Source organism: Massilia aurea, assembly GCF_014200505.1.
Classification (GTDB): Bacteria; Pseudomonadota; Gammaproteobacteria; order Burkholderiales; family Burkholderiaceae_D; genus Telluria; species Telluria aurea_B.
Window position 1 is genome coordinate 383891 of record NZ_JACHBX010000002.1, and the last position, 18641, is coordinate 402531.

Consider the following 18641-nt stretch of genomic DNA (forward strand, 5'->3'; position numbering starts at 1 on the left):
CCCTGCTTAGCCGATCTTGCGAGCGGTGTTGATCACATTGATGCCGTTAAAGCGCGTGGTCGACGAACCATGCGAGACGATGCTGATCTGCGGCGGCTGTCCTTTGCCGTCGAAGAACGAGCCGCCCATGCGCCAGTCGCGTTCATCGCAGATGGCGCTGCAGGCGCCCCAGAATTCCTGGGTGTTCGACTGGTAGGCCACGTCTTCCAGCATCTGGCCGATCTTGCCGTCCTTGATTTCGTAGAACAGCTGGCCGCCAAACTGCGAGTTGTAGCGCTGCTGGTCGATCGAGAACGAGCCGTCGCCGACGATGTAGATGCCCTTCTTGATGCCCTTGACCATTTCGTCGGGCGTGAGCTTGGTCTTGCCCGGTGCGAGCGAGACGTTCGGCATGCGCTGGAACTGGACCGTGTTCCAGCCATCGGCATACGAGCAGCCATGCGATTCTTTTTCGCCGATGATGTGGGCCTGGTCGCGCGTGGCCTGGAAGTTGACCAGGATGCCGTCCTTGATGATGTCCCAGCGCTTGGATTTGACGCCCTCATCGTCGAAGCCGATGGCGCCCAGCGAGCCTGGCGTGGTCTTGTCGGCGAAGATGTTGACGATTGGCGAACCGTACTTGAAGGTCTTTGATTGCAGCTTCTCGAGCGTGGCAAAGCTGGTGCCGGCGTAGTTGGCTTCGAAGCCCAGCACGCGATCGAGCTCCGTCGGGTGACCGACGTTCTCGTGGATGGTCAGCCACAGGTGTTCGGGCGCCAGCATCAGGTCATACTTGCCCGGCTGGACCGACTTGGCGGTCAGCTTGCGCTTGGCGTCGCGGCCGGCGGCGCGGGCATCTTCGATGATGTCATACGATTCGGTGTACAGCGTGGCGATGCCGCCGGCGGCCTTGATCTTGTGCTCGGGCCGGGCGTCGAAGTACTCGTACCCCTTGCCCACCGGGGAGCTGAGGCCCGCGCGCGAGCGGAACTTGCCACTGGCCTTGTCGACGGCGGTGGCCGAGAATGGCGCCCACAAGCGATGCACGTCCTGGTCGATGTACGAGCCATCGGTCGAGGCAAAATACTTTTGCTGGTTCACCTGGAACAGCATCGACTGCATGAAGTTCGCGCCGCCTTCCATGCCGGCCTTGTTCGCGGCGATCAGCATGTCGGTCTTCTCGGCGATCGGCACGGTGCGCCAGTCTTTCTTGATCGGGGTGCTCCACGACACGTCGCCCACGCCCTTGACTGGTGCGAGGCGCACCGGTTCGGTCTGCAGCTTCGCGTTGGCCTTGGCGATTGCCACGGCCTGGCGCGCCGCATTCGCGATGCCATCGGTCGACATGTCGGACGTCGCGGCAAAGCCGTACGCGCCATTCACGATCACGCGCACGCCCACGCCGGCCGACTCGGTATTGGCCACGTTTTCGACGTTCAGCTCGCGCGTGGTGATGAACTGGTTGAGGTAGCGACCGATGCGCACGTCGGCGTAGCTGGCGCCGGCCTTGGTGGCGGCGTTGAGCGCGACATCGGCCAGCGCCTTCTTGGCGGCCACTGGCATGCTGCTGGTGAGCTCTTCGGCGGCGATGGCGCGACCGAAAGGCAGCAGCATCGAGGCGGCTGCCCCGCTGCTGAGATTAAGAAAGGTACGGCGTTCCATGAGATCTCCTGAATAACCTTCGTCCGGGCAGCGGTTCCGCGAACAGCTCGGGCCGCTCTTGTAATTACAGCTCTTATGCTTTGGTTTTATGACAGATGAAAACGTGACAAACCGCGCAACCTTAGCAGCAACTTAAGACTTTGAATAGGCAAATGTTGTGCCACCTCAATGCACAAATTTGTACGTATCTTGCGCAGCTTCTGTTCTCCCTGCATCCCGTCAATACGGGCGTCAACGCCCACCACACATGCATATGTGACGAATGCTTGACTGTGCGCCGTGCCTCCCTGATCATCAGCGCAGCGACGACGGCGCACCGCCCGTCGTCAACCATCATGGAGACCTCGCACGATGAAACGACTGATCCTGGCCGCAATGCTGGCAACCGGCATCGCCGGCGCCGCGCACGCGGACGACGCCCTGAAATCCGCCATCGCCGGCGAGCACCGCGCCGCCGCCAACAAGGCCCGCGACGCCTTCCGCCACCCTTACGAAACCTTGACCTTCTTCGGCATCAAGCCGACCATGACGGTCATCGAACTCTCGCCAGGCGGCGGCTGGTACACCGAGATCCTGGCGCCCTACCTGCGCGACAACGGCAAGCTGATTGGCGCTGCCGGTGCGCCGGAATCGCGCGGCGGCAAGGCCTATCGCGAAAAGCTCGCTGCCGACGCCAAGGTGTATGACAAGGTGATGCCAGTGGTGTTCGAGCCGCCGACCCGCTTCGAGCTGGGCGCGCCGAACAGCGCCGACATGGTCGTTACCTTCCGCAACCTGCACAACTGGCTGGGCGCGGGCGACGAGGCCGTGGTCACGACGCTCAAAGAAGTCCACAAGGTCCTCAAGCCAAACGGCGTGCTGGGTGTGGTCGAGCACCGCCTGCCGATCAAGATGACGCAGGATGCCAAGGCATCGAGCGGCTACATGCACGAAGCGTATGTCATCCGCATGGCCGACCTGGCCGGCTTCAAGCTGGCCGCAAAGTCGGAAGTGAACGCCAATCCGAAGGACAAGGCGGATCATGAAAAAGGCGTCTGGACGCTGCCGCCGGTACTGGCCAACAAGGACAAGGACCGCGAGAAGTACATGGCGATCGGCGAGAGCGATCGCATGACGCTCAAGTTCGTCAAGAAGTAAGCAGCCTGCATGACGTGGGAAGGCCGAGGCCTTCCCACGTATTTTCTTTTGCGGCGCACGTGTATATTCTTTCGGTCGATAGCCCTCCCGCGCAACCGAAGGAAACCATGAAGACTTTGCGATTCGCCGTTCTCGCGCTGGCCGTCTCCGGCGCGCTCCATGCCCAGGAATCAGTACCGCCCGAGGCCCAGCCGGCCGCCGCCACCGCTGTTCCCACCCCCGCCGTACCAGCCGCATCGCGCACCACCACGCCCGCCCCTGCCCTGCCTGCCGTTGAAAACTCGGTCGTCAAGATTTTCGCCACCGTGCGCCGGCCCGACCCGTACAAGCCCTGGACCAAGTCGGCGCCAATCGCCATCACGGGTTCCGGCGTCATCATCGAGGGCAAGCGCATCCTGACCAACGCCCACGTGGTGGGTTACGCCAGCCAGGTCGAGGTGCAGGCCAGCCAGTCGGGCGACAAGGTGTCGGCGAAGGTCATCGCGCTGGCGCGCGGGCTCGATCTGGCAGTGCTGGAGCTCGATGATCCCTCGTTCTTTGACAAGCGCCCGCCGGTGCCGCGCGCCGCCGTGCTGCCGGACGTGCGCCAGCAGGTGTTCGCCTACGGCTACCCGGTCGGCGGCAATTCGCTCTCGACCACCACCGGCATCATCTCGCGCGTGGAATTCGTCAACTACGGCGCCTTCAGCTCGGGCCTGCGCATCCAGATCGACGCCCCGATCAACCCTGGCAACAGCGGCGGGCCGGTGATCGCCGGCGAGCGCATGATCGGCCTGGCGTTCGCCAACGTGACCAATGCGCAGAGCATCGGCTACGTGATCCCGAACGAAGAAATCGAACTGTTCCTGCGCGACGTGGCCGACGGCACCTACGATGGCAAGCCGCTGCTGCATGACAGCGTGCAGACGCTCGAAAGTCCGGCGCTGCGCCAGTACCTCAAGCTCGATAAATCGGTCGAGGGCGCGGTGGTGCACAGGCCGTACCGCACCGACGCCGCCTGGCCGCTGAAGGAGTGGGACGTCATCACGCACATCGGCGAGCATGCGATCGATAACCAGGCGATGGTCAAGCTGGGTTCGAGTCTGCGCGTGCGCTTCCAGTACCGCATCCAGCAGGTGGCGAAGAACGGCAAGGTGCCGATGTCGATCATCCGAGGTGGCAAGCCGATGAAGGTCGAGGTGCCGGCCACCGGCGCGCGTCCGCTCCTGATCCCGGACCTGGATGGCGGTTATCCGTCGTACTTCATCTACGGCCCGGTGGCGTTCTCGCGCGCCACCAGCGAATTCATGGCCTTTGTCAGCGGCAGCGCGCCGGGGATGAATGCATATGCGTTCAACGCCAGTCCGCTCGTGACGCAGCGCGGCGATTCGCCCACGCCAGAGCGCGAAGAGCTGGTTGTGATCAGCGCGCCGTTCTTCCCGCACAAGCTGGTGAGCGGCTACAGCAACCGCTTCGGGTCAGTCGTGGAATCGGTCAATGGCAAGCCGGTACGCAGCCTGGCGCATCTGGTGGCACTGCTGCGCGACCTGAAGGACGAGCAGGTGGTGCTGAAGTTCGATCAGCGCTATGGCGAGACGATGATCCTGCCGCGCCAGGCGACGCTCGATGCGACCGAGGAAATCCTGTCGGACAACGGGGTGCGGTCGCAAGGCTCGGACGACATGATGAAGGTGTGGCAGCGCAAATAAAACGGGCGGGTCGGCGCTGGCCTGGTATTCGAAGCTGGGCCCTGTGCGTCCAGCAAGGGATCTCTTTGCGTGTCCAAAACCTGGGAGCCATCTACCTTGGGCTGGGAACCCCCAACCCAAGGTAGATAGAGGGCGCCAAGTTTATTTATTGCCATTTGGAATATCTCCGTGTCAGGATGGGAAGATGCAAACCCTGCACGACCGAATTGCTTTCTCGCATCTTGCCGCTGCGGTGGCGATCGGTATCGTTCTACGTTTCGTGGTCGGTCTCGAACCGCTCTGGTGGCTGGCCTGGATCGCGCCGGTACCCTTGTTGATATTGGCGTTCAGGACCAGCGCAACTTCAGCGGCTTGGCTGACGGCACTTGCTACGCTGATCGGTGTCAGTGCCAATTTTCATTACTATCGCCTCGTTATGCCACTGACGATGACGCTGGTCGCGATAATTGGCCAAGTGCTGCTCTGGGTTCTCGTGGTCGGATCGACTCGCCGTATCGTGCTCAGATACCAGGCATGGTGGACGATATTGGCCTACCCGCTGCTGTGGGTCATGGTCGATACGCTGATGGCGGCGCTGCTGCCGGACGGGAACTGGGCAAGCTTGGCGTATTCGCAAGTGGAAGTTTTACCTTTATTACAGGTGACATCGCTGGTCGGCATCGCCGGCGTACTGTTCCTGCTCGCACTGATACCGTCCGCGCTGGCGATCAGCTTCGTGTTTGGCAGCCGCTTGCACCACGCTGCCTGGGCGTACGCGATGCCGCCAGTCTTGCTGTCTATGGCGCTCGGTTATGGCCACGCAAGGTTGCAGCAGGACGCAAGCGGCCTTGAGACGACGTTTGGATTGGTCGCCATCGACGACGCGATTGGGCCGCATGCCACGCCGGCGTATAAAGAACGTATCTGGCGCGGCTATGAGCGGCAGGTGGCGCAACTGGCAGCGCAGGGCGCGCACGTCATCGTGCTGCCCGAAAAAATAGCGGTTCAAGCGCCACTGGAAGCGCAGCAAACGCGGCGCCGACTCGCCGCACTGGCGGCAAAACACCGTGTCTGGATCGAAGCCGGGATAGGCATCGACGACGGCACGCAGCGGCGTAACCTGGCCTGGCTATGGACGCCCGCCGGCGCGCTGGCGGCGGAATATCAAAAGCACTTCATGGCGCCGCCCGAGCGGGAGTTTGCCAAGGGCACCGCCTACAGCGTGTCGAGCATCGATGGCGCCGCGTATGGACTGGCAATTTGCAAGGACATGCATTTCGCCGTCCTGGGCCGCAGCAATGGCCAAAGACGGGTGGCGGTGATGCTGGTGCCCGCATGGGATTTTCAGCTTGACCGGTGGATGGGATCACGTATCACCTTGACCCGTGGCGTCGAAAACGGCTATTCGGTGGTGCGTTCGTCGCGTGAGGGCTTGCTCACCGTGAGCGATGGTGTTGGCCGGGTGATCGCCGAACGCAGCAGCGCAGCACTGCCGGGCGCCGCCATGCTGGCTACGCTGCGCGTGGGCGCGCCGCGGGCAACGCTATATACGCAGATCGGCGACCTGTTTGCCTGGTCATGCGCTCTTGCCGGATGCATTTTGATGGCGATTGGCAGACGCTCCAAGGGGTGAATATGGCGATTTACTCGCTATTCGTCGCGATCGGTCTGGCCATCTTCATGAACAAGCGCCGCATGCTCGATCAGGGCGAGCTGAAAGAACACGCGGCCTCACCATGATTGTCTACTTCCCCTTCTTCACGGGCGTAAACAGCAGGTCCTGGAAGTCATAGCTGAAGTCCGTCTCGGTCGATACGGGCTTCATGCGCAGCCGCTCGATCGTGCCATCCGGCTCCAGCGAGAACGTCGCATACGCATCCGCGTTGAAGTTGCGCTCCTTCCAGCGCACGATGAAGGTGTCGTGCTGGAAGTGCTCCATCTCGCCCGTCAGATCCGGCGTGCGCGCGAACGACATCACCAGCTTGCTGCCGGCGCGTTTGATCGTCGCCTTGCCGTACCAGGCGTCTTCGTACTCGCCCTCGTAACCGGCCAGCGCCAGCGACGGTTTCGACGCTTTTGCGCGACCCGTGCTTTCACCTTTCACACGGGCCGCTTCCTTGGCGCTGGCCTCGTTCGCGATGTCGGCGATGCGGCCGATCCAGTCGGTCGGCGCGACACCCAGATAGCCGTCGAGCAGGCGGTATTGCAGTGCATTGAGCGACGGGCCGCTTTCGGCGTTGGTGAAGATCGCGATGCCGAGCTTCGCTTCCGGCACCAGCAGCACGCGCGAATAAAAGCCCTGCAGCGCGCCGCCGTGCATCGCCACCAGCTTGCCCTGGTAGTCGCGCAGCTGGAAGCCCAGGCCGTAGGCCATGAAGTTGGGCCTGGTCGCCGCGAGCGACGGCTTGGGCTGGCTGACCGTCATCGGCGTTTGCGCCGTCCACATCTCGCGCGCCTGCTTGTCGGACCACAGGCGTGCTTCCTTGCCCCCCGCCCCCGTCGGCAGGCGGCCGTTATCGAGCAGCACGTTCATCCAGCGCGCGATGTCTTCGGCATTGGTGTTGATGCCCACCGCGCCGACGGCGTTCGCCACCGGCATCGGCTTGACCACCGCCGCCTTGCCATTGATCTTGCTATGCGGCGCCGACACGTTCATGCCGGCCGTGTGCGCGGCCAGGCTGGTGGTGGTGGCGGTCATGCCGACCGGATCGAGGATCCATTCGCGCATCGTCGTGCCCCAGTCCTTGCCGGACTTTTGCGCGATGATCTTGCCGGCCACGATGTAGAGCAGGTTGTCGTAGGCGTAGCTGCTGCGAAAGCTCGTTGCCGGCTTGATATAGCGAAGGTTGTGGATGATTTCGTCGCTGGTGAAGGTGGTGGTCGGCCACCACATCAGGTCACCGGCGCCCAGACCCAGGCCGCTGCGATGCGTGAGCAGATCGCGCACCGTCATCTCGGCCGTCACGTAGCTGTCGTACATGCGAAAGTCGGGCAAGTGCTTGATGACCGGGTCGTCCCAGTTCAACTTGCCCTGGTCGACCAGCATCGCCAGGCCGGCAGCAGTAAAGGCCTTGGAGTTCGATGCGATCTCGAACAGCGTCTTGCCGTCGACCGGCGTCGGGTCGCCCAGCTTGCGCACGCCGAAGCCCTGCGTGACGACGACCTTGCCGTCCTTGACCACCGCGATGGCGATGCCGGGCACGTCGAAGGTTTTCAGGACGCGCTGGATGTCGGCGTCCAGGTTGTAGGCGGGGACTGCGGCCGTGGTGGCTGGCGCTGCCGCCGTTTGCGCGACGGCCAGGCCGGCGCCGCAGAACGCGACCAGCACCGCGCCGGCGATGTGTTTCAGGAGTCCGCTGGAAGAACGCTGCATCATGGCTTGCCCATCGCTTTGTCGACGCTCGATTGCGTCTCGGGGTGGTAGCGCTCGCGCGCCTTCTTGTAGACGCCCTCGGCCCAGGTGCGGTCCTCGGCCTTTTCGCGCAGCGCGGCGTACAGCGGCACCACGAACTTCTGGCGGCCCACGCTCATCAGGAATGCTTCCATGTCCGGGCGCACGTCGCGGTAGCCGGCATGCACCGCCGCGCGGTAGAAGCGAAACGCCACTTCGTTGTTGGTCGACTTGGCCAGGCCATAGGCGCGGTCGAGTTCTGCCAGTTTGGCGGCGTCGGCCTTCTTGTCGATATCGTTCAAAAACTTCATCCACTCGACGGCGTTCCAGTTTTTGGCGTTCAACTGCGCGGTCGATACCGTGCCCTTCGTCCAGCCGTCGATCGCGGCATTCAGTTTGGCCAGGCGCTGCGACACGGCGCGCTGCCCGCTGGCCGGGATGCCCGGGCCATGGATCCACTCGTCGAGTTCCGCGTCGCTCATGATCCTGGGGTTCTTCGCCAGCAGCTGCGCGCGCAGGTAGGCGATGAACTGTTCGTTGGTCACGCTCTGGAACGCGTGCTGGTCGAACCAGCCGCGCAGGAACTGATCGAACGCGGCGCGGCCGGCGCGCTGCTCGAGCGTGTGCAGGAACCAGGCGCCTTTCGGATAGGCCAGCGAGGTGTCCGGGTAATCGGCCGCATTGGTGTCAGCCTGGCGCGAGACCAGCGCCTGCTTTGCCGGCGGCAGGTCCTTGAGCATCTCGAGCGCTTCTTCCTGCTCGAGCTGCAGGTTCATCAGCGCGACTTCCTTGCCGTAGATTTCTTCCAGAATGCGGGTGGTGACGTAGGTCGTGAAACCTTCGTTGAGCCACCAGTGCTTCCAGGTCGCGTTGGTCACCAGGTTGCCCGACCAGCTGTGCGCCAGTTCGTGCGCCACCAGGTCGACCAGGCTGCGGTCGCCCGCGATCATGGTGGGTGTCAAAAAGGTCAGGCGCGGATTTTCCATGCCGCCGATCGGGAACGATGGCGGCAGCACCAGCATGTCGTAACGCCCCCAGCGATACGGGCCGTACAGCTTCTCGGCCGCGGCGACCATCTTCTCGGTATCGGCCAGTTCGTACTCGGCCGCCTTGATGCGCTGCGGCTCGGCGTACACGCCGGTGCGCCCGCCCAGCGTGCGCGCTTCGAGCTCGCCGATGCCGATCGCCAGCAGGTACGACGGAATCGGCTGCGGCATCGTGAATTTCCAGCCGCCCTTGCCGGTCGCCTTCATGTCGTTATCGGCGCTCATCACCACGCGCAGGCCTTCCGGCGCCTCGATGCGCGCGGTGTAGGTAAAGCGCACGGCCGGCGTATCCTGGATCGGCACCCACGAGCGGGCATTGATCGCCTGCGACTGGCTGAACATGAACGGGTACTTGCCTGACATCGTCTGCACCGGCTGCAGCCATTGCAGTGCGGTGGCCGTCGGCGCGGTGCGGTAATGGATGCGTACCTTGGTCTGGCGGGCCGGCAGCTTGATCTGCAGGGGCTGGCCCTTCTCTTCATCGAACTTGCCGAGCGTGTAGTCGGCCTTGCGCCAGGCGCCCTTCGCATCCTGCGCTTCGATCTTCGAGATTGTCAGCTCGCGCGTGTCCAGATCGAGCGTCGTCGCGTTCTTGTCGATCCAGTTCAGCGTCAGCTCGGCGTAGCCGCCCAGGCTTTTCTTCGCGAAGTCGGCCTTCAGGTCCAGGTGCAGGGCCGTGGTCTTGACCTGGTCGTATTTGGCGTAGCTGAGGGGATCGAGCGCGAACGCGTAAGCGCTCCACGCGCCCAGGAAGGCTGCGGTGGTGGCGCGCAGCAGGGTGCTTTTGTTCATGGTCTCTCGCGGATAATGACAGCCCGGCCGGGCTGAAGGCGGAAGCAGAATAGCATGGGCGTCAGGCCGGCGAAAGCGCTGCCGGGCCACGCCGACCCACTGTCAATACACCAATGCTGCCTGCGTCACCCACACCGGCGCGGACCACAGCACATTGCCGTCGTCCTGCGTGACCTTCGCATAATAGAAGTGCGCGCCCGGTGCCGGCGTGATCGTGGTCTCGGCCTGCTGCGACAGGCGCGTGACCTCGCCGTTGCGGCCCGGGACGCCTTCCATGATCGCCACTGCCGCCACCTGCCGGCCAGCGGCGCTGGCGAAGTTCGCCGTCAACGTGAGCGGCCCGTGGTTGGTGAACTGCTCGCCCATCACGTGGCCGTTGGCCGTCAACACCAGCTGGGACGCCTTGTCCATCGTCGCGAACACGCGGCGCGCCCTGAGCGCGTCGACCAGACTGGCGCGGTTCAGCGCGACGCCCGTTGGCAGCAGCACCCCGGTGCGGTTGCCGTACGACGCGCCCCAGTTGGCGCAGTGGTTGTCTTGGTTGGTGCTGAAGGCCAGCCGGTAGCCCGCTTCGAGCAGGCGGTCGCAGGCGCCTTCGAAGCTGCTGCGGCGGGTTTCGGTCTCGGTCACATTGTTCGAGAATGCGCTGGTGTTCATCACTTCGCACAGCACCATTGCGGCGCCGCCATCCTCGGTGTAGGCGAGCGGCACGCCGCCCACCTGGAACTGGCCCGCTGGCGCCGGATGGTTGAACTGGCCCACCCAGCCGCGCTGGCGCATCAGCGCATACAGCGCCGCGTAATCGCTGCGCGGCGTGATCGTGTCGGCGAACGGCGCACCATTGGCGTTCGTCTCCCAGCCCAGCAACTCGTCGCTGTTGAAGATATTGATATGGCCGCCCTTCTCGATGACGCCCCACTCGAGGCCATACAGCGCCAGAAAGCCCGGATGCTGCGCCGAGAACGTGCTGGCGGCGGTCAGGCCCGCGCGGTACAGGGCACGGGCGGCGGCCGGGTCGGCATCGGGCGCGCTGCCTGGCGAGCCGTCGAACATGTGGTTGTGTTCCGAGGCGACGAGGATGTCCAGCCCGCGTCCACGGGCATAGGCAAAGGCGTCGGCCGGACCATACCGCCCTGCCTGCGGCCGCTGCGCGCTCCGGCAGTCGGCAACGTCGGCGCCGCCGTCGCTGTGGTTGGTCTGGCTGTGCAGGTTGCCCAACCAGACGGTATAGGGCAGCGCGCCGGGGGCCTGCACTGCCCCCGGCATGAAGGCGCCGGGCAGCGGTGCAAAGGCGGGCGTGGCCAACCCACGCGGCGTGCCGACTGCGATCTCCCATTCCTGGTCGATCGCGTCATGCGCCGCGCGTTGCACCAGTGCGCGCAGGCGCACGCGATAGATGCCGTCCGGCGCAGGCTGCTTGCCCAGGCGGCCCGACCAGGGCACGGCCACCGTGATCTCGTCACCGGTCAGCGTCACCTGGCCGCGCCACTGCAACACGGTCTGCCCGCCCGGTGCGCGCAGGTCGACACGCCAGTCGACATCGGCCGGCTGCGCCAGGCCGGGATACGCGAACGTCAGCGTGAACGTGCGTGAAGCCAGCGCGCCAGCATGGAATGGCGCGTACAGCGTGGCGTCGAACTCCTGGTGTTCGGCAGGACTGGCGCTGGCCTGGCTGCAGCACAACGACAGGGCAAGAATGATCAGATATGCAGTTTTCATGATGACAAGCTTGCAACTTCTCTACCCTGTCACCTTGCGCAATGCGTGCCGTGCGTTGTCAGCTTGACCACGTGCCTTGATCCGTTTCAAGGACAACAACTTGCATGCGGCCCCAGGGGCCGGTTATGTTGCCGCATGATCGACCAACTCGATATCTCCCACCTGCGTACGCTCGACGCGCTCGCGCGCTTTCCCACCATCTCGGCGGCGGCCGAGCACCTGGACGTGTCGCAGCAGGCGGTCAGCCTGCAACTGAAGAAAATCCGCACCATCCTGGGCGACCCGCTGTTCGTGCGTACCGGCCAGGGCATGGCGGCCACGCCGTACGCCAGGCTGATCGCGCCGCATATCGCGCAGGTGCTGGCCGGCCTGCATGCGATTCCGCTGCCATCGAGCGTGCGGCCGGAAGACGTCGAGCGCACGCTGGTCATCTCCGGCACCGACTACACGCAAAAGGTGATCGTGGCCGACCTGGTGCGCGACCTGCGCCACGCGGCGCCGAAGGTCAAGGTCGCGGTGGTCGACCTCGAAGTGAGTGCCCTGACGCGCAAGCTGCACCAGGGCGAGATCGACGTGATCTTCACGGCCGAGGGCATTGCCGCCCCGGGCCTGGTGTCGATGCCGCTGTTTCTCGAGCAGTACCGCTGCGTGACCGCCGACCGCGCGCTGGCCGATACGGGAACCATGTCGCTGGCCGCCCTGGTGACGCACGACTTCATCGTCACCAATCCGGGCGGCGCCAGTTTCACGGGATCGGCCGACGGCTGGTTCGCGCGCCAGGGTCTGCAGCGGCGCGTGGTGGCGTCGGCGCCGTCATTCTTCATGGCGCTGGAGTACCTGAAGGGATCGGCGATGGTGGCCTTCATGCCGGCACGCCTGCTGCCATGCGACGGCATCCACGAGATCGCACTGCCCAAGTATCCGCCCGGTTATGGCGTGGTCGCGGCGTTTCACCCGACGGCGCAGAACGATCCGTTCATGATGTGGATGCTGGAGCGCGTCCGGGCGCGGCTGGCGATGCGCAAATAGCACCGCTTGTATCGGCTACAAGCGGCGCCCGATTGCCGCGCAGGGCGGGCCTGTCTATGCTGGCCGATTCACTTCACCTGCCCAGGAGCGCCTCATGACCATCGAACGCATCAACCCACCTGCCCTGTACGACGGCGCGCCGCACGGCCTGTCGCATGCCACGATCGACCATGACACCGGCCTGGTGTTCGTCTCAGGCCAGGTCGACTGGGACCGGGACTACCAGGTCAGGCACACCACGCTGGCCGCGCAGACCGAAGGCGCGGCGCTCAACCTGATCACGGTGCTGGACGCGGCCGGCTCGTCGGTCGAACAGATCCTGCAACTGCGCGTCTACGTGCGCGGCGAGATCGGCGAGCACCTCGAAACCGTCGCGCCGATCCTCGTGCAGCACCTGGGCTTGCCCCGCCCTGCCTTGACCGGCATCGGTGTCGCTTCGCTCGCGTCACCCGATACGCTGGTTGAAATCGAGGCCGTCGCGAAGATCGTTCGGCGCTAACCGGCCAGTTTGTTTAGTAAACTGGCTAAACAGCCGAGTAAAATCCGGTAATGATTGCCGGGAAACCTGACTCCACCTATAACCTGTACACAGGCTCGAGCGCGCGCGTTGACGACATCGCCCGCGCGCTGGATGTGCCTCTGGCGCAGCGTATCAAGAACAGGCGGCGGGCTGTGCGCTCCCGCCACGTGTGGAGACACCAATGACAGCTCGTTTCAAGACCCGATCCTTTTCCTTCGCCGTCCTGTTGTTTAGTGCGGCGCCCATGCAGGCGGCCGAACCGGGCTCGCCAGCCGCAGCGGTCAACGTCTTCATCGGCACCGGCGGCGACGGCCATACCTTCCCCGGCGCGAGCCGCCCGTTCGGGATGGTGCAGCTCAGTCCCGACACGCAGCATCGCCACTTCCGCCAGAGCTATCCGTGGGCCGCTGGCTACAACCACGGCGACGGCTCGATCCTCGGCTTCTCGCACACGCACTTCTCGGGCAGCGGCCACTCGGACCTGGGCGACGTGCTCCTGATGCCCTACAGCGGCGAGACCAAACTGGAGCCGGGCTACCCCGAGCGGCCGTTCTCGGGCTACCGCTCGCGCTTCTCGCACGACCAGGAACAGGCCGAACCCGGCTACTACGCCGTGCGCCTGAAAGACCATGACGTCGACGTCGAGCTGACCGCGAGCGAGCGTGTCGGCCTGCACCGCTACAAGTTCAAGGCCGGCGAGCCGGCCAAGGTACTGCTCGACCTGCGCACCAGCATCTACAACTACGACGGCAAGAACCTGTGGTCGCGCCTGCGCATGCGCGATGCCAGCACCGTCACTGGCATGCGCGAAACGCGCGGCTGGGCGCCGGGCCGCCAGCTGTACTTCGCGATCCGGTTCTCGCGCCCGATCGACACGCGCCAGCTGCTCAATCGCGAAGAAGCCGTCGAGTACAAGGGCTTTGCCCAGCCAGGCAAGACGCCGGGCGACCGCGCACTGGTCGAAGGCAAGGCGCTGATGGGCGACTTCAGTTTCGGCGTGCCGGCTGACGGCACCCTGTTGGTAAAGGTCGCGCTCTCGCCCGTCAGCGAAGACAATGCGATTGCCAACCTTGCCGAGATGCCGGGCTGGGATTTCGACGCCGAGCGCCGCCGCGCCGGCAAGGCCTGGGACGAGGCGCTGGGCGCCGTCAAGGTCGACGCACCGGCGCCAATGCGCACGCAGTTCTACACGGCGCTGTACCACACGATGCTCGCGCCCTCGCTGTTCATGGACCTCGACGGCAGCTACCGCGGCCCGGACAACGCGGTGCACAAGGCCAGGGACTTCCGCTTCCACTCGACGTTCTCGCTGTGGGACACCTACCGCGCGCTGCACCCGCTGCTCACGATAGTCGCGCCCGAACAGCGCAGCGCCGACTTCGTCAACTCGCTGATCGCCTCGCAGCAGCACAGCCCCTACGGCGTGCTGCCGGTGTGGCAGTTTCACGGTCTGGAAACCTGGACCATGATCGGTTACCACGCGGTGCCCGTGATCGCCGACGCCTACATGAAGGGCATCCGCGGCTTCGACGTCGACAAGGCGCTGGCCGCGATGACCGCCAGCGCCGAATACGGCCCGTACGGCGGGCTAGAACACTATATGAAGCTGGGCTACGTGCCGATCGACCTGGAAAAGGAAGCAGCCTCCAAGACCGTCGAATACGCGTACGACGACTGGACCATCGCGCGCATGGCCGAAAAGATGGGCAAGAAGGACGTCGCCGCGCGCTACTACCGGCGTGCCCAGAACTACCGCAATGTGTTCGACAAGGACACGGGCTTCATCCGCGCCCGCAAATCCACCGGCGAATTCCGCACCCCGTTCGATCCGGCGCAATCCAACTTCGGCAGCGACTACACCGAGGGCAGCGCGTGGCAGTATTCCTGGTACATGCCGCACGATAACGCGGGCCTGATTGGCTTCCTGGGCGGCGACGCGAAGCTCGTGGCCAAGATGGACGAAGTCTTCGACGTCAAGGTCGACGAGAACCTGTACGCACACATGGAAGACATCTCGGGCCTGATCGGCCACTACGCCCACGGCAACGAGCCGTCGCACCACGTGGCGTACCTGTACAACTACGCCGGCGCGCCGTGGCGCACGCAGGAACGCCTGGCCAATATCATGGCCACGCAGTACAGCGACAAGCCCGATGGCCTGTCGGGCAACGACGACCTGGGCCAGATGTCGGCCTGGTTCGCGTTCACGGCGCTGGGCTTCTATCCGGTGGCCCCGGGAAGCAACGAGTACGTGATCGGCCGCCCGTTCCTCGACAAGGCGACGCTGAACCTGCCCAACGGGAAGCGCTTCACCGTGCGCGCCGAGAACCTGTCGGCCACCAATGGCTACGTCGGGCGCGTGACCCTGAACGGCAAGCCGCTCGCACGCACCTTCCTGCGCCATCAGGACATCATGGCCGGCGGTGAACTCGTCTTCACGATGCAGGCCACGCCGAACAAGGACTGGGGCACGGCGAAAGACGCGCGCCCGTACACGCAGACCGCGTACTGACCGGCGCTCTACATGGCCGTGACGATCCGCGACATCGCCCGCGCCACCGGCTACTCGATCGGTACGGTCTCGCGCGCGCTGAAAAACCAGGAAGGCCTGGCCGACGAGACGCGCACGCGCATCTGCGCCACGGCGCGCGAGCTGGGGTACGACGTCGGCAATCTGCGCCAGCGCGAGATTCTGCGCGTCGCCTTTTTGCTTCACCGCCAGCACAACACGCAAGCGGCCAGCCCGTTCTACCTGCCGGTACTGCACGGGGCCGAGGATGCCTGCCGCAAGCACGGCATCGCGCTCTCGTTCGTCGTGGTCGGTCCGGCCGAGCCGATGCTGGATCTGGTGCGCCTGCACCAGCCGGACGCGTTGCTGTGCGCTGGCTTTTTTGAGCCAGAACTGGTGTCCGCGCTGCGCGACACCGGCAAGCCGCTGGTACTGCTCGACATGCGCCTGCCCGGCTACCGCTCGGTCAATCCCGACCATGCGCTGGGCGGCTACCTGGCCACGCGCCACCTGCTCGCGCTGGGACGGCGCCGCATCGCGATGCTTACCGGGCCGCTGTCGCATCACAGCATCAGCGAGCGCTATCGGGGCTTTCGCAAGGCACTGTTCGAGGCGCGCATGCTGGCCGATCCCGACCTCGAAATCCAGCTGCCCAGCATCGGCGACACGCAGGACAATCTGCACGGGGCGGTCGACACCCTGCTGGCGCGCGAACCGCGGCCCGACGCGCTGTTCTGCTACAACGACAGCGCCGCGCTGGCGGCCATGCGCCACTGCCTGGCGCGCGCCCGAAGGTCCCGCACGACATCGCGATCGTCGGCTTCGATGACATCAGCGCCGCCGCGGCCGCGGTGCCGCCGCTCTCGAGCATCAATATCGACAAGGATCTGCTGGGCCGGATGGGCGTGGACCTGTTGCTGGACAAGAGCGCCACGCCCGGTCTCGAACAGACACTCACGGTGCAGCTGATGGTCCGCGAGAGCAGCACCGGCGAGGTGCGATGAGCGGGCCCGCGGCCATCCTCTGCGCGGGCGAGGCGCTGGCCGACCTGCTGCACCAGGACGGCGACACATGGCGCAGCCACGCCGGCGGCTCGACCTGGAACGTGGCGCGGGCACTGGCTGCGCTGGGCGTCGCCAGCGGTTTCGCCGGCGCCATCAGTCGTTGCATGGCCGGCGATGCGCTATGGCGCGCCAGTGAAGCGGCAGGCCTGGACCTGCGCTACCTGCAGCGCGCGGCCACGCCGCCGCATGACATCGTCAGCGACGACGTGGCAGCGAACCTGCATTTCGATGTGACGATGATGCCGCCCGGCTGGCCGCACGAGGTGCAGTGGCTGCACTTCGGCGGCACCAGCCTGGCGCGTGGACCGCTCGACCTCGCGCTGATCGCATTGGCCGAACAGGCGAAAGCGCATGGGCTGCGCATCAGTTATGACCCGCACTGGCGCAACCTGATGGGACCAGCCTACGACGCGACGCTGCGGCGCATGACCGAACTGGCCGACGTCATCAAGGTGTCCGACGACGACCTGCGCGCGCTGTTTCGCAGCCACGACACGCTTGGCTCGCTGGGGCGCCTGCGCGCGCGCAATCCAGCAGCGCTGGTGCTGCTCACGCGCGGCGCCGGCGGCGCGTCGCTGTATCACGGCGCGCAGACATGGCATGCGCAGGCGCCCGTCGTTGACGCCGTCGATGTGGTGGACGTGGTCGATACGCTGGGCGCGGACGATGCAGGGATGGCCGGGCTGATTTATTCGCTGCAGCAGTGGCCCGATGCAGGCATGGCTGCGCACCTGGCGTTTGCGGTGGCGGCGGGCAGCGCCGCAGGCCGGAGGGCGGGAGCGCACGCGCCCGACCTCGGCGCCGTCCGGGCGCTGCTAGGCAGGGTCGCAGTCATCTGCTGAACGCGACCTGCGACGGGATCACGCCGAGGCGGCGCACTGGGCGCTGTCGCCCACGAAAGGACGGCAGTCGACGGGGATGTCGATCAGGAACGTCGTGCCCAGCTCGGGCGAGCTGTCGACCGACACGCTGCCGCCGTGGCTTTCGCCCACGGCCTTGACGAACGGCAGACCGATGCCCCAGCCGGTGGCCGAGAACGGCCCTGTTTCGCGGCGCAGGTACTCGAAGATCCGGTTGTGCTGCTCTTCAGGAATCGCGTTGCCTTCGTTGTGAACGCTCAGCATCATGCGCCCGCGCGTCTGGTGCGCCCTGATGCTGACGGTACCGCCGTCGCCATACTTGATCGCGTTGTTGACGAGGTTTTCCAGTGCGCGCCAGAGCGAGGCGCGGCACCAGTGGCCCGTAACCGGCTCGCCGGCCACGTCAACGACAACCTGCGTGCCATGCGGGCCATGCCCGTATTGCTCGCCCAGTTCGCGCGTCAGGCTCAGGATATCGAAGTGCGTCAGGTGCAACGGGATCTTCGCCGCGCCCTGGAACGTCAGCGCGTCGAGCAGTTCGGCCATCATCTCGTTGAGCCGGTCGGCATTGGTGCCGATGCGGGCGGCGACGTTTTTCACCTGCGCCCAGTCGGCCGTCATCGACATGAGCTGCGCGCCATGCGCGACCACCGACAACGGCGTGCGCATGTCGTGCGACAGCGCGGCCGCCATCTTGTGCCGCAGATCTTCATGGATCTGCGTGAACGAGCGCACTGCCTCGCGCATGGCGGCATTGATTGACGCGTCGATGATGCGCCAGTGGTCGTCGTCCAGGACCACCCTGCCCTTGGCCACGACCGCAATCGACTCTCGCAGGATCTGGTATTCGTGGACCACCTGGTCGGGGCCGAACGGCGTCATGCGGGCGCGCTCGGTGCCGTGGACGCTGGCCGAATTGTTGCCGCTCGCAGCCTGCGTGCGCGGATGGTCCGGGCTCAGGGCTTCGGCGATATTGTCGAAAAACGCCGGCAGCGTGTTGGTCAGCACGGGCCGCAGCAGATTCTGGGCGCCGTCGACGCGCGCGCGCACTTCCCGTTCCCAGCGGTCCATGACGGCGTCGCGGATGGAAATGAATTGCAACCCGGTGGGCGAAATACCGTGGCGGTCAACATTCTGGTCAGTGGCTAGTGTCATGCGGTCGTCAGTGTCAGGGCCGTGCGCAGCATGCGCGATCGGTCACGAATAAGGGAAGATCAGCGGCGATCAGGGGCCATTCCCGAATTATATAGCGCAAGCCAATTCGCA

General features: G+C 65.1%; 12 protein-coding genes and 1 pseudogene. 8 read left to right on the plus strand and 5 right to left on the minus strand.

What is annotated here, in order from left to right; translation table 11 throughout:
• Positions 1-6 precede the first annotated feature (6 nt).
• On the minus strand, positions 7-1641 hold the full coding sequence (locus HD842_RS11110) for a TldD/PmbA family protein (protein WP_183554370.1): 1635 nt from the start codon (positions 1639-1641) through the stop codon (positions 7-9).
• Positions 1642-1992: 351 nt separating this feature from the next.
• Between HD842_RS11110 and HD842_RS11115 the strand changes: the two genes are divergently transcribed.
• The 3 genes from HD842_RS11115 to HD842_RS11125 all read left to right on the plus strand — a co-directional run bounded on the left by HD842_RS11115 (position 1993) and on the right by HD842_RS11125 (position 6078).
• Positions 1993-2778, plus strand: a complete 786-nt coding sequence (locus tag HD842_RS11115) for a class I SAM-dependent methyltransferase (RefSeq protein ID WP_183554372.1) — start codon at positions 1993-1995, stop codon at positions 2776-2778.
• A 107-nt stretch (positions 2779-2885) separates the two neighbouring features.
• Positions 2886-4466, plus strand: coding sequence for a S1C family serine protease (locus tag HD842_RS11120; RefSeq protein ID WP_183554374.1), 1581 nt, complete (start codon positions 2886-2888; stop codon positions 4464-4466).
• A gap of 184 nt (positions 4467-4650) precedes the next feature.
• Positions 4651-6078 carry a nitrilase-related carbon-nitrogen hydrolase gene (locus tag HD842_RS11125; RefSeq protein ID WP_183554376.1) on the plus strand — a complete coding sequence of 476 codons (1428 nt, stop codon included), beginning with the start codon at positions 4651-4653 and terminating at the stop codon, positions 6076-6078.
• A 111-nt stretch (positions 6079-6189) separates the two neighbouring features.
• Here the strand turns inward: HD842_RS11125 and HD842_RS11130 are convergent, their stop codons facing one another.
• From HD842_RS11130 to HD842_RS11140, 3 genes are all read right to left on the minus strand, one after another.
• The gene (locus tag HD842_RS11130; RefSeq protein ID WP_229424719.1) at positions 6190-7821 is read right to left on the minus strand and encodes a serine hydrolase; all 1632 of its coding nucleotides are present in this window, start codon (positions 7819-7821) and stop codon (positions 6190-6192) included.
• Positions 7818-9674: a M1 family metallopeptidase gene (locus HD842_RS11135; protein ID WP_183554378.1), complete on the minus strand. Its 1857-nt coding sequence runs from the start codon at positions 9672-9674 to the stop codon at positions 7818-7820. The genes HD842_RS11130 and HD842_RS11135 overlap by 4 nt, the downstream gene beginning before the upstream one ends.
• Positions 9675-9776: 102 nt before the next feature.
• Entirely contained in the window at positions 9777-11393 is a 1617-nt protein-coding gene (locus HD842_RS11140) for a CehA/McbA family metallohydrolase (protein WP_183554380.1), read from the minus strand.
• Positions 11394-11528: 135 nt separating this feature from the next.
• On the opposite strand from HD842_RS11140, the gene HD842_RS11145 reads away from it, so the two are divergent.
• The 5 genes and pseudogenes from HD842_RS11145 (at position 11529) to HD842_RS11165 (ending at position 17357) form a co-directional block, all read left to right on the plus strand.
• A complete protein-coding gene (locus HD842_RS11145) occupies positions 11529-12422 on the plus strand; it encodes a LysR family transcriptional regulator (protein ID WP_183554382.1) in 894 nt (297 codons plus the stop codon).
• A 94-nt stretch (positions 12423-12516) separates the two neighbouring features.
• A complete protein-coding gene (locus HD842_RS11150; RefSeq protein ID WP_183554384.1) occupies positions 12517-12921 on the plus strand; it encodes a RidA family protein in 405 nt (134 codons plus the stop codon).
• A gap of 202 nt (positions 12922-13123) precedes the next feature.
• Entirely contained in the window at positions 13124-15454 is a 2331-nt protein-coding gene (locus tag HD842_RS11155; RefSeq protein ID WP_183554386.1) for a GH92 family glycosyl hydrolase, read from the plus strand.
• Between the two features lie 12 nt (positions 15455-15466).
• Positions 15467-16455 (plus strand): annotated as a pseudogene (locus tag HD842_RS11160) (LacI family DNA-binding transcriptional regulator).
• Positions 16452-17357: a PfkB family carbohydrate kinase gene (locus tag HD842_RS11165; protein WP_183554388.1), complete on the plus strand. Its 906-nt coding sequence runs from the start codon at positions 16452-16454 to the stop codon at positions 17355-17357. Before HD842_RS11160 ends, HD842_RS11165 begins: the two are co-directional and overlap by 4 nt.
• A gap of 18 nt (positions 17358-17375) precedes the next feature.
• Here the strand turns inward: HD842_RS11165 and HD842_RS11170 are convergent, their stop codons facing one another.
• Positions 17376-18530 carry a sensor histidine kinase gene (locus HD842_RS11170; protein ID WP_183554390.1) on the minus strand — a complete coding sequence of 385 codons (1155 nt, stop codon included), beginning with the start codon at positions 18528-18530 and terminating at the stop codon, positions 17376-17378.
• Positions 18531-18641: the final 111 nt, after the last annotated feature.

What these genes read in the sequence shown, in the direction of transcription:
- HD842_RS11110 (WP_183554370.1), bottom strand. Translation starts at nt 1,641, where the DNA reads ATGGAACGCCGTACCTTTCTTAATCTCAGCAGCGGGGCAGCCGCCTCG.
- HD842_RS11115 (WP_183554372.1), top strand. Translation starts at nt 1,993, where the DNA reads ATGAAACGACTGATCCTGGCCGCAATGCTGGCAACCGGCATCGCCGGC.
- HD842_RS11120 (WP_183554374.1), top strand. Translation starts at nt 2,886, where the DNA reads ATGAAGACTTTGCGATTCGCCGTTCTCGCGCTGGCCGTCTCCGGCGCG.
- HD842_RS11125 (WP_183554376.1), top strand. Translation starts at nt 4,651, where the DNA reads ATGCAAACCCTGCACGACCGAATTGCTTTCTCGCATCTTGCCGCTGCG.
- HD842_RS11130 (WP_229424719.1), bottom strand. Translation starts at nt 7,821, where the DNA reads ATGATGCAGCGTTCTTCCAGCGGACTCCTGAAACACATCGCCGGCGCG.
- HD842_RS11135 (WP_183554378.1), bottom strand. Translation starts at nt 9,674, where the DNA reads ATGAACAAAAGCACCCTGCTGCGCGCCACCACCGCAGCCTTCCTGGGC.
- HD842_RS11140 (WP_183554380.1), bottom strand. Translation starts at nt 11,393, where the DNA reads ATGAAAACTGCATATCTGATCATTCTTGCCCTGTCGTTGTGCTGCAGC.
- HD842_RS11145 (WP_183554382.1), top strand. Translation starts at nt 11,529, where the DNA reads ATGATCGACCAACTCGATATCTCCCACCTGCGTACGCTCGACGCGCTC.
- HD842_RS11150 (WP_183554384.1), top strand. Translation starts at nt 12,517, where the DNA reads ATGACCATCGAACGCATCAACCCACCTGCCCTGTACGACGGCGCGCCG.
- HD842_RS11155 (WP_183554386.1), top strand. Translation starts at nt 13,124, where the DNA reads ATGACAGCTCGTTTCAAGACCCGATCCTTTTCCTTCGCCGTCCTGTTG.
- HD842_RS11165 (WP_183554388.1), top strand. Translation starts at nt 16,452, where the DNA reads ATGAGCGGGCCCGCGGCCATCCTCTGCGCGGGCGAGGCGCTGGCCGAC.
- HD842_RS11170 (WP_183554390.1), bottom strand. Translation starts at nt 18,530, where the DNA reads ATGACACTAGCCACTGACCAGAATGTTGACCGCCACGGTATTTCGCCC.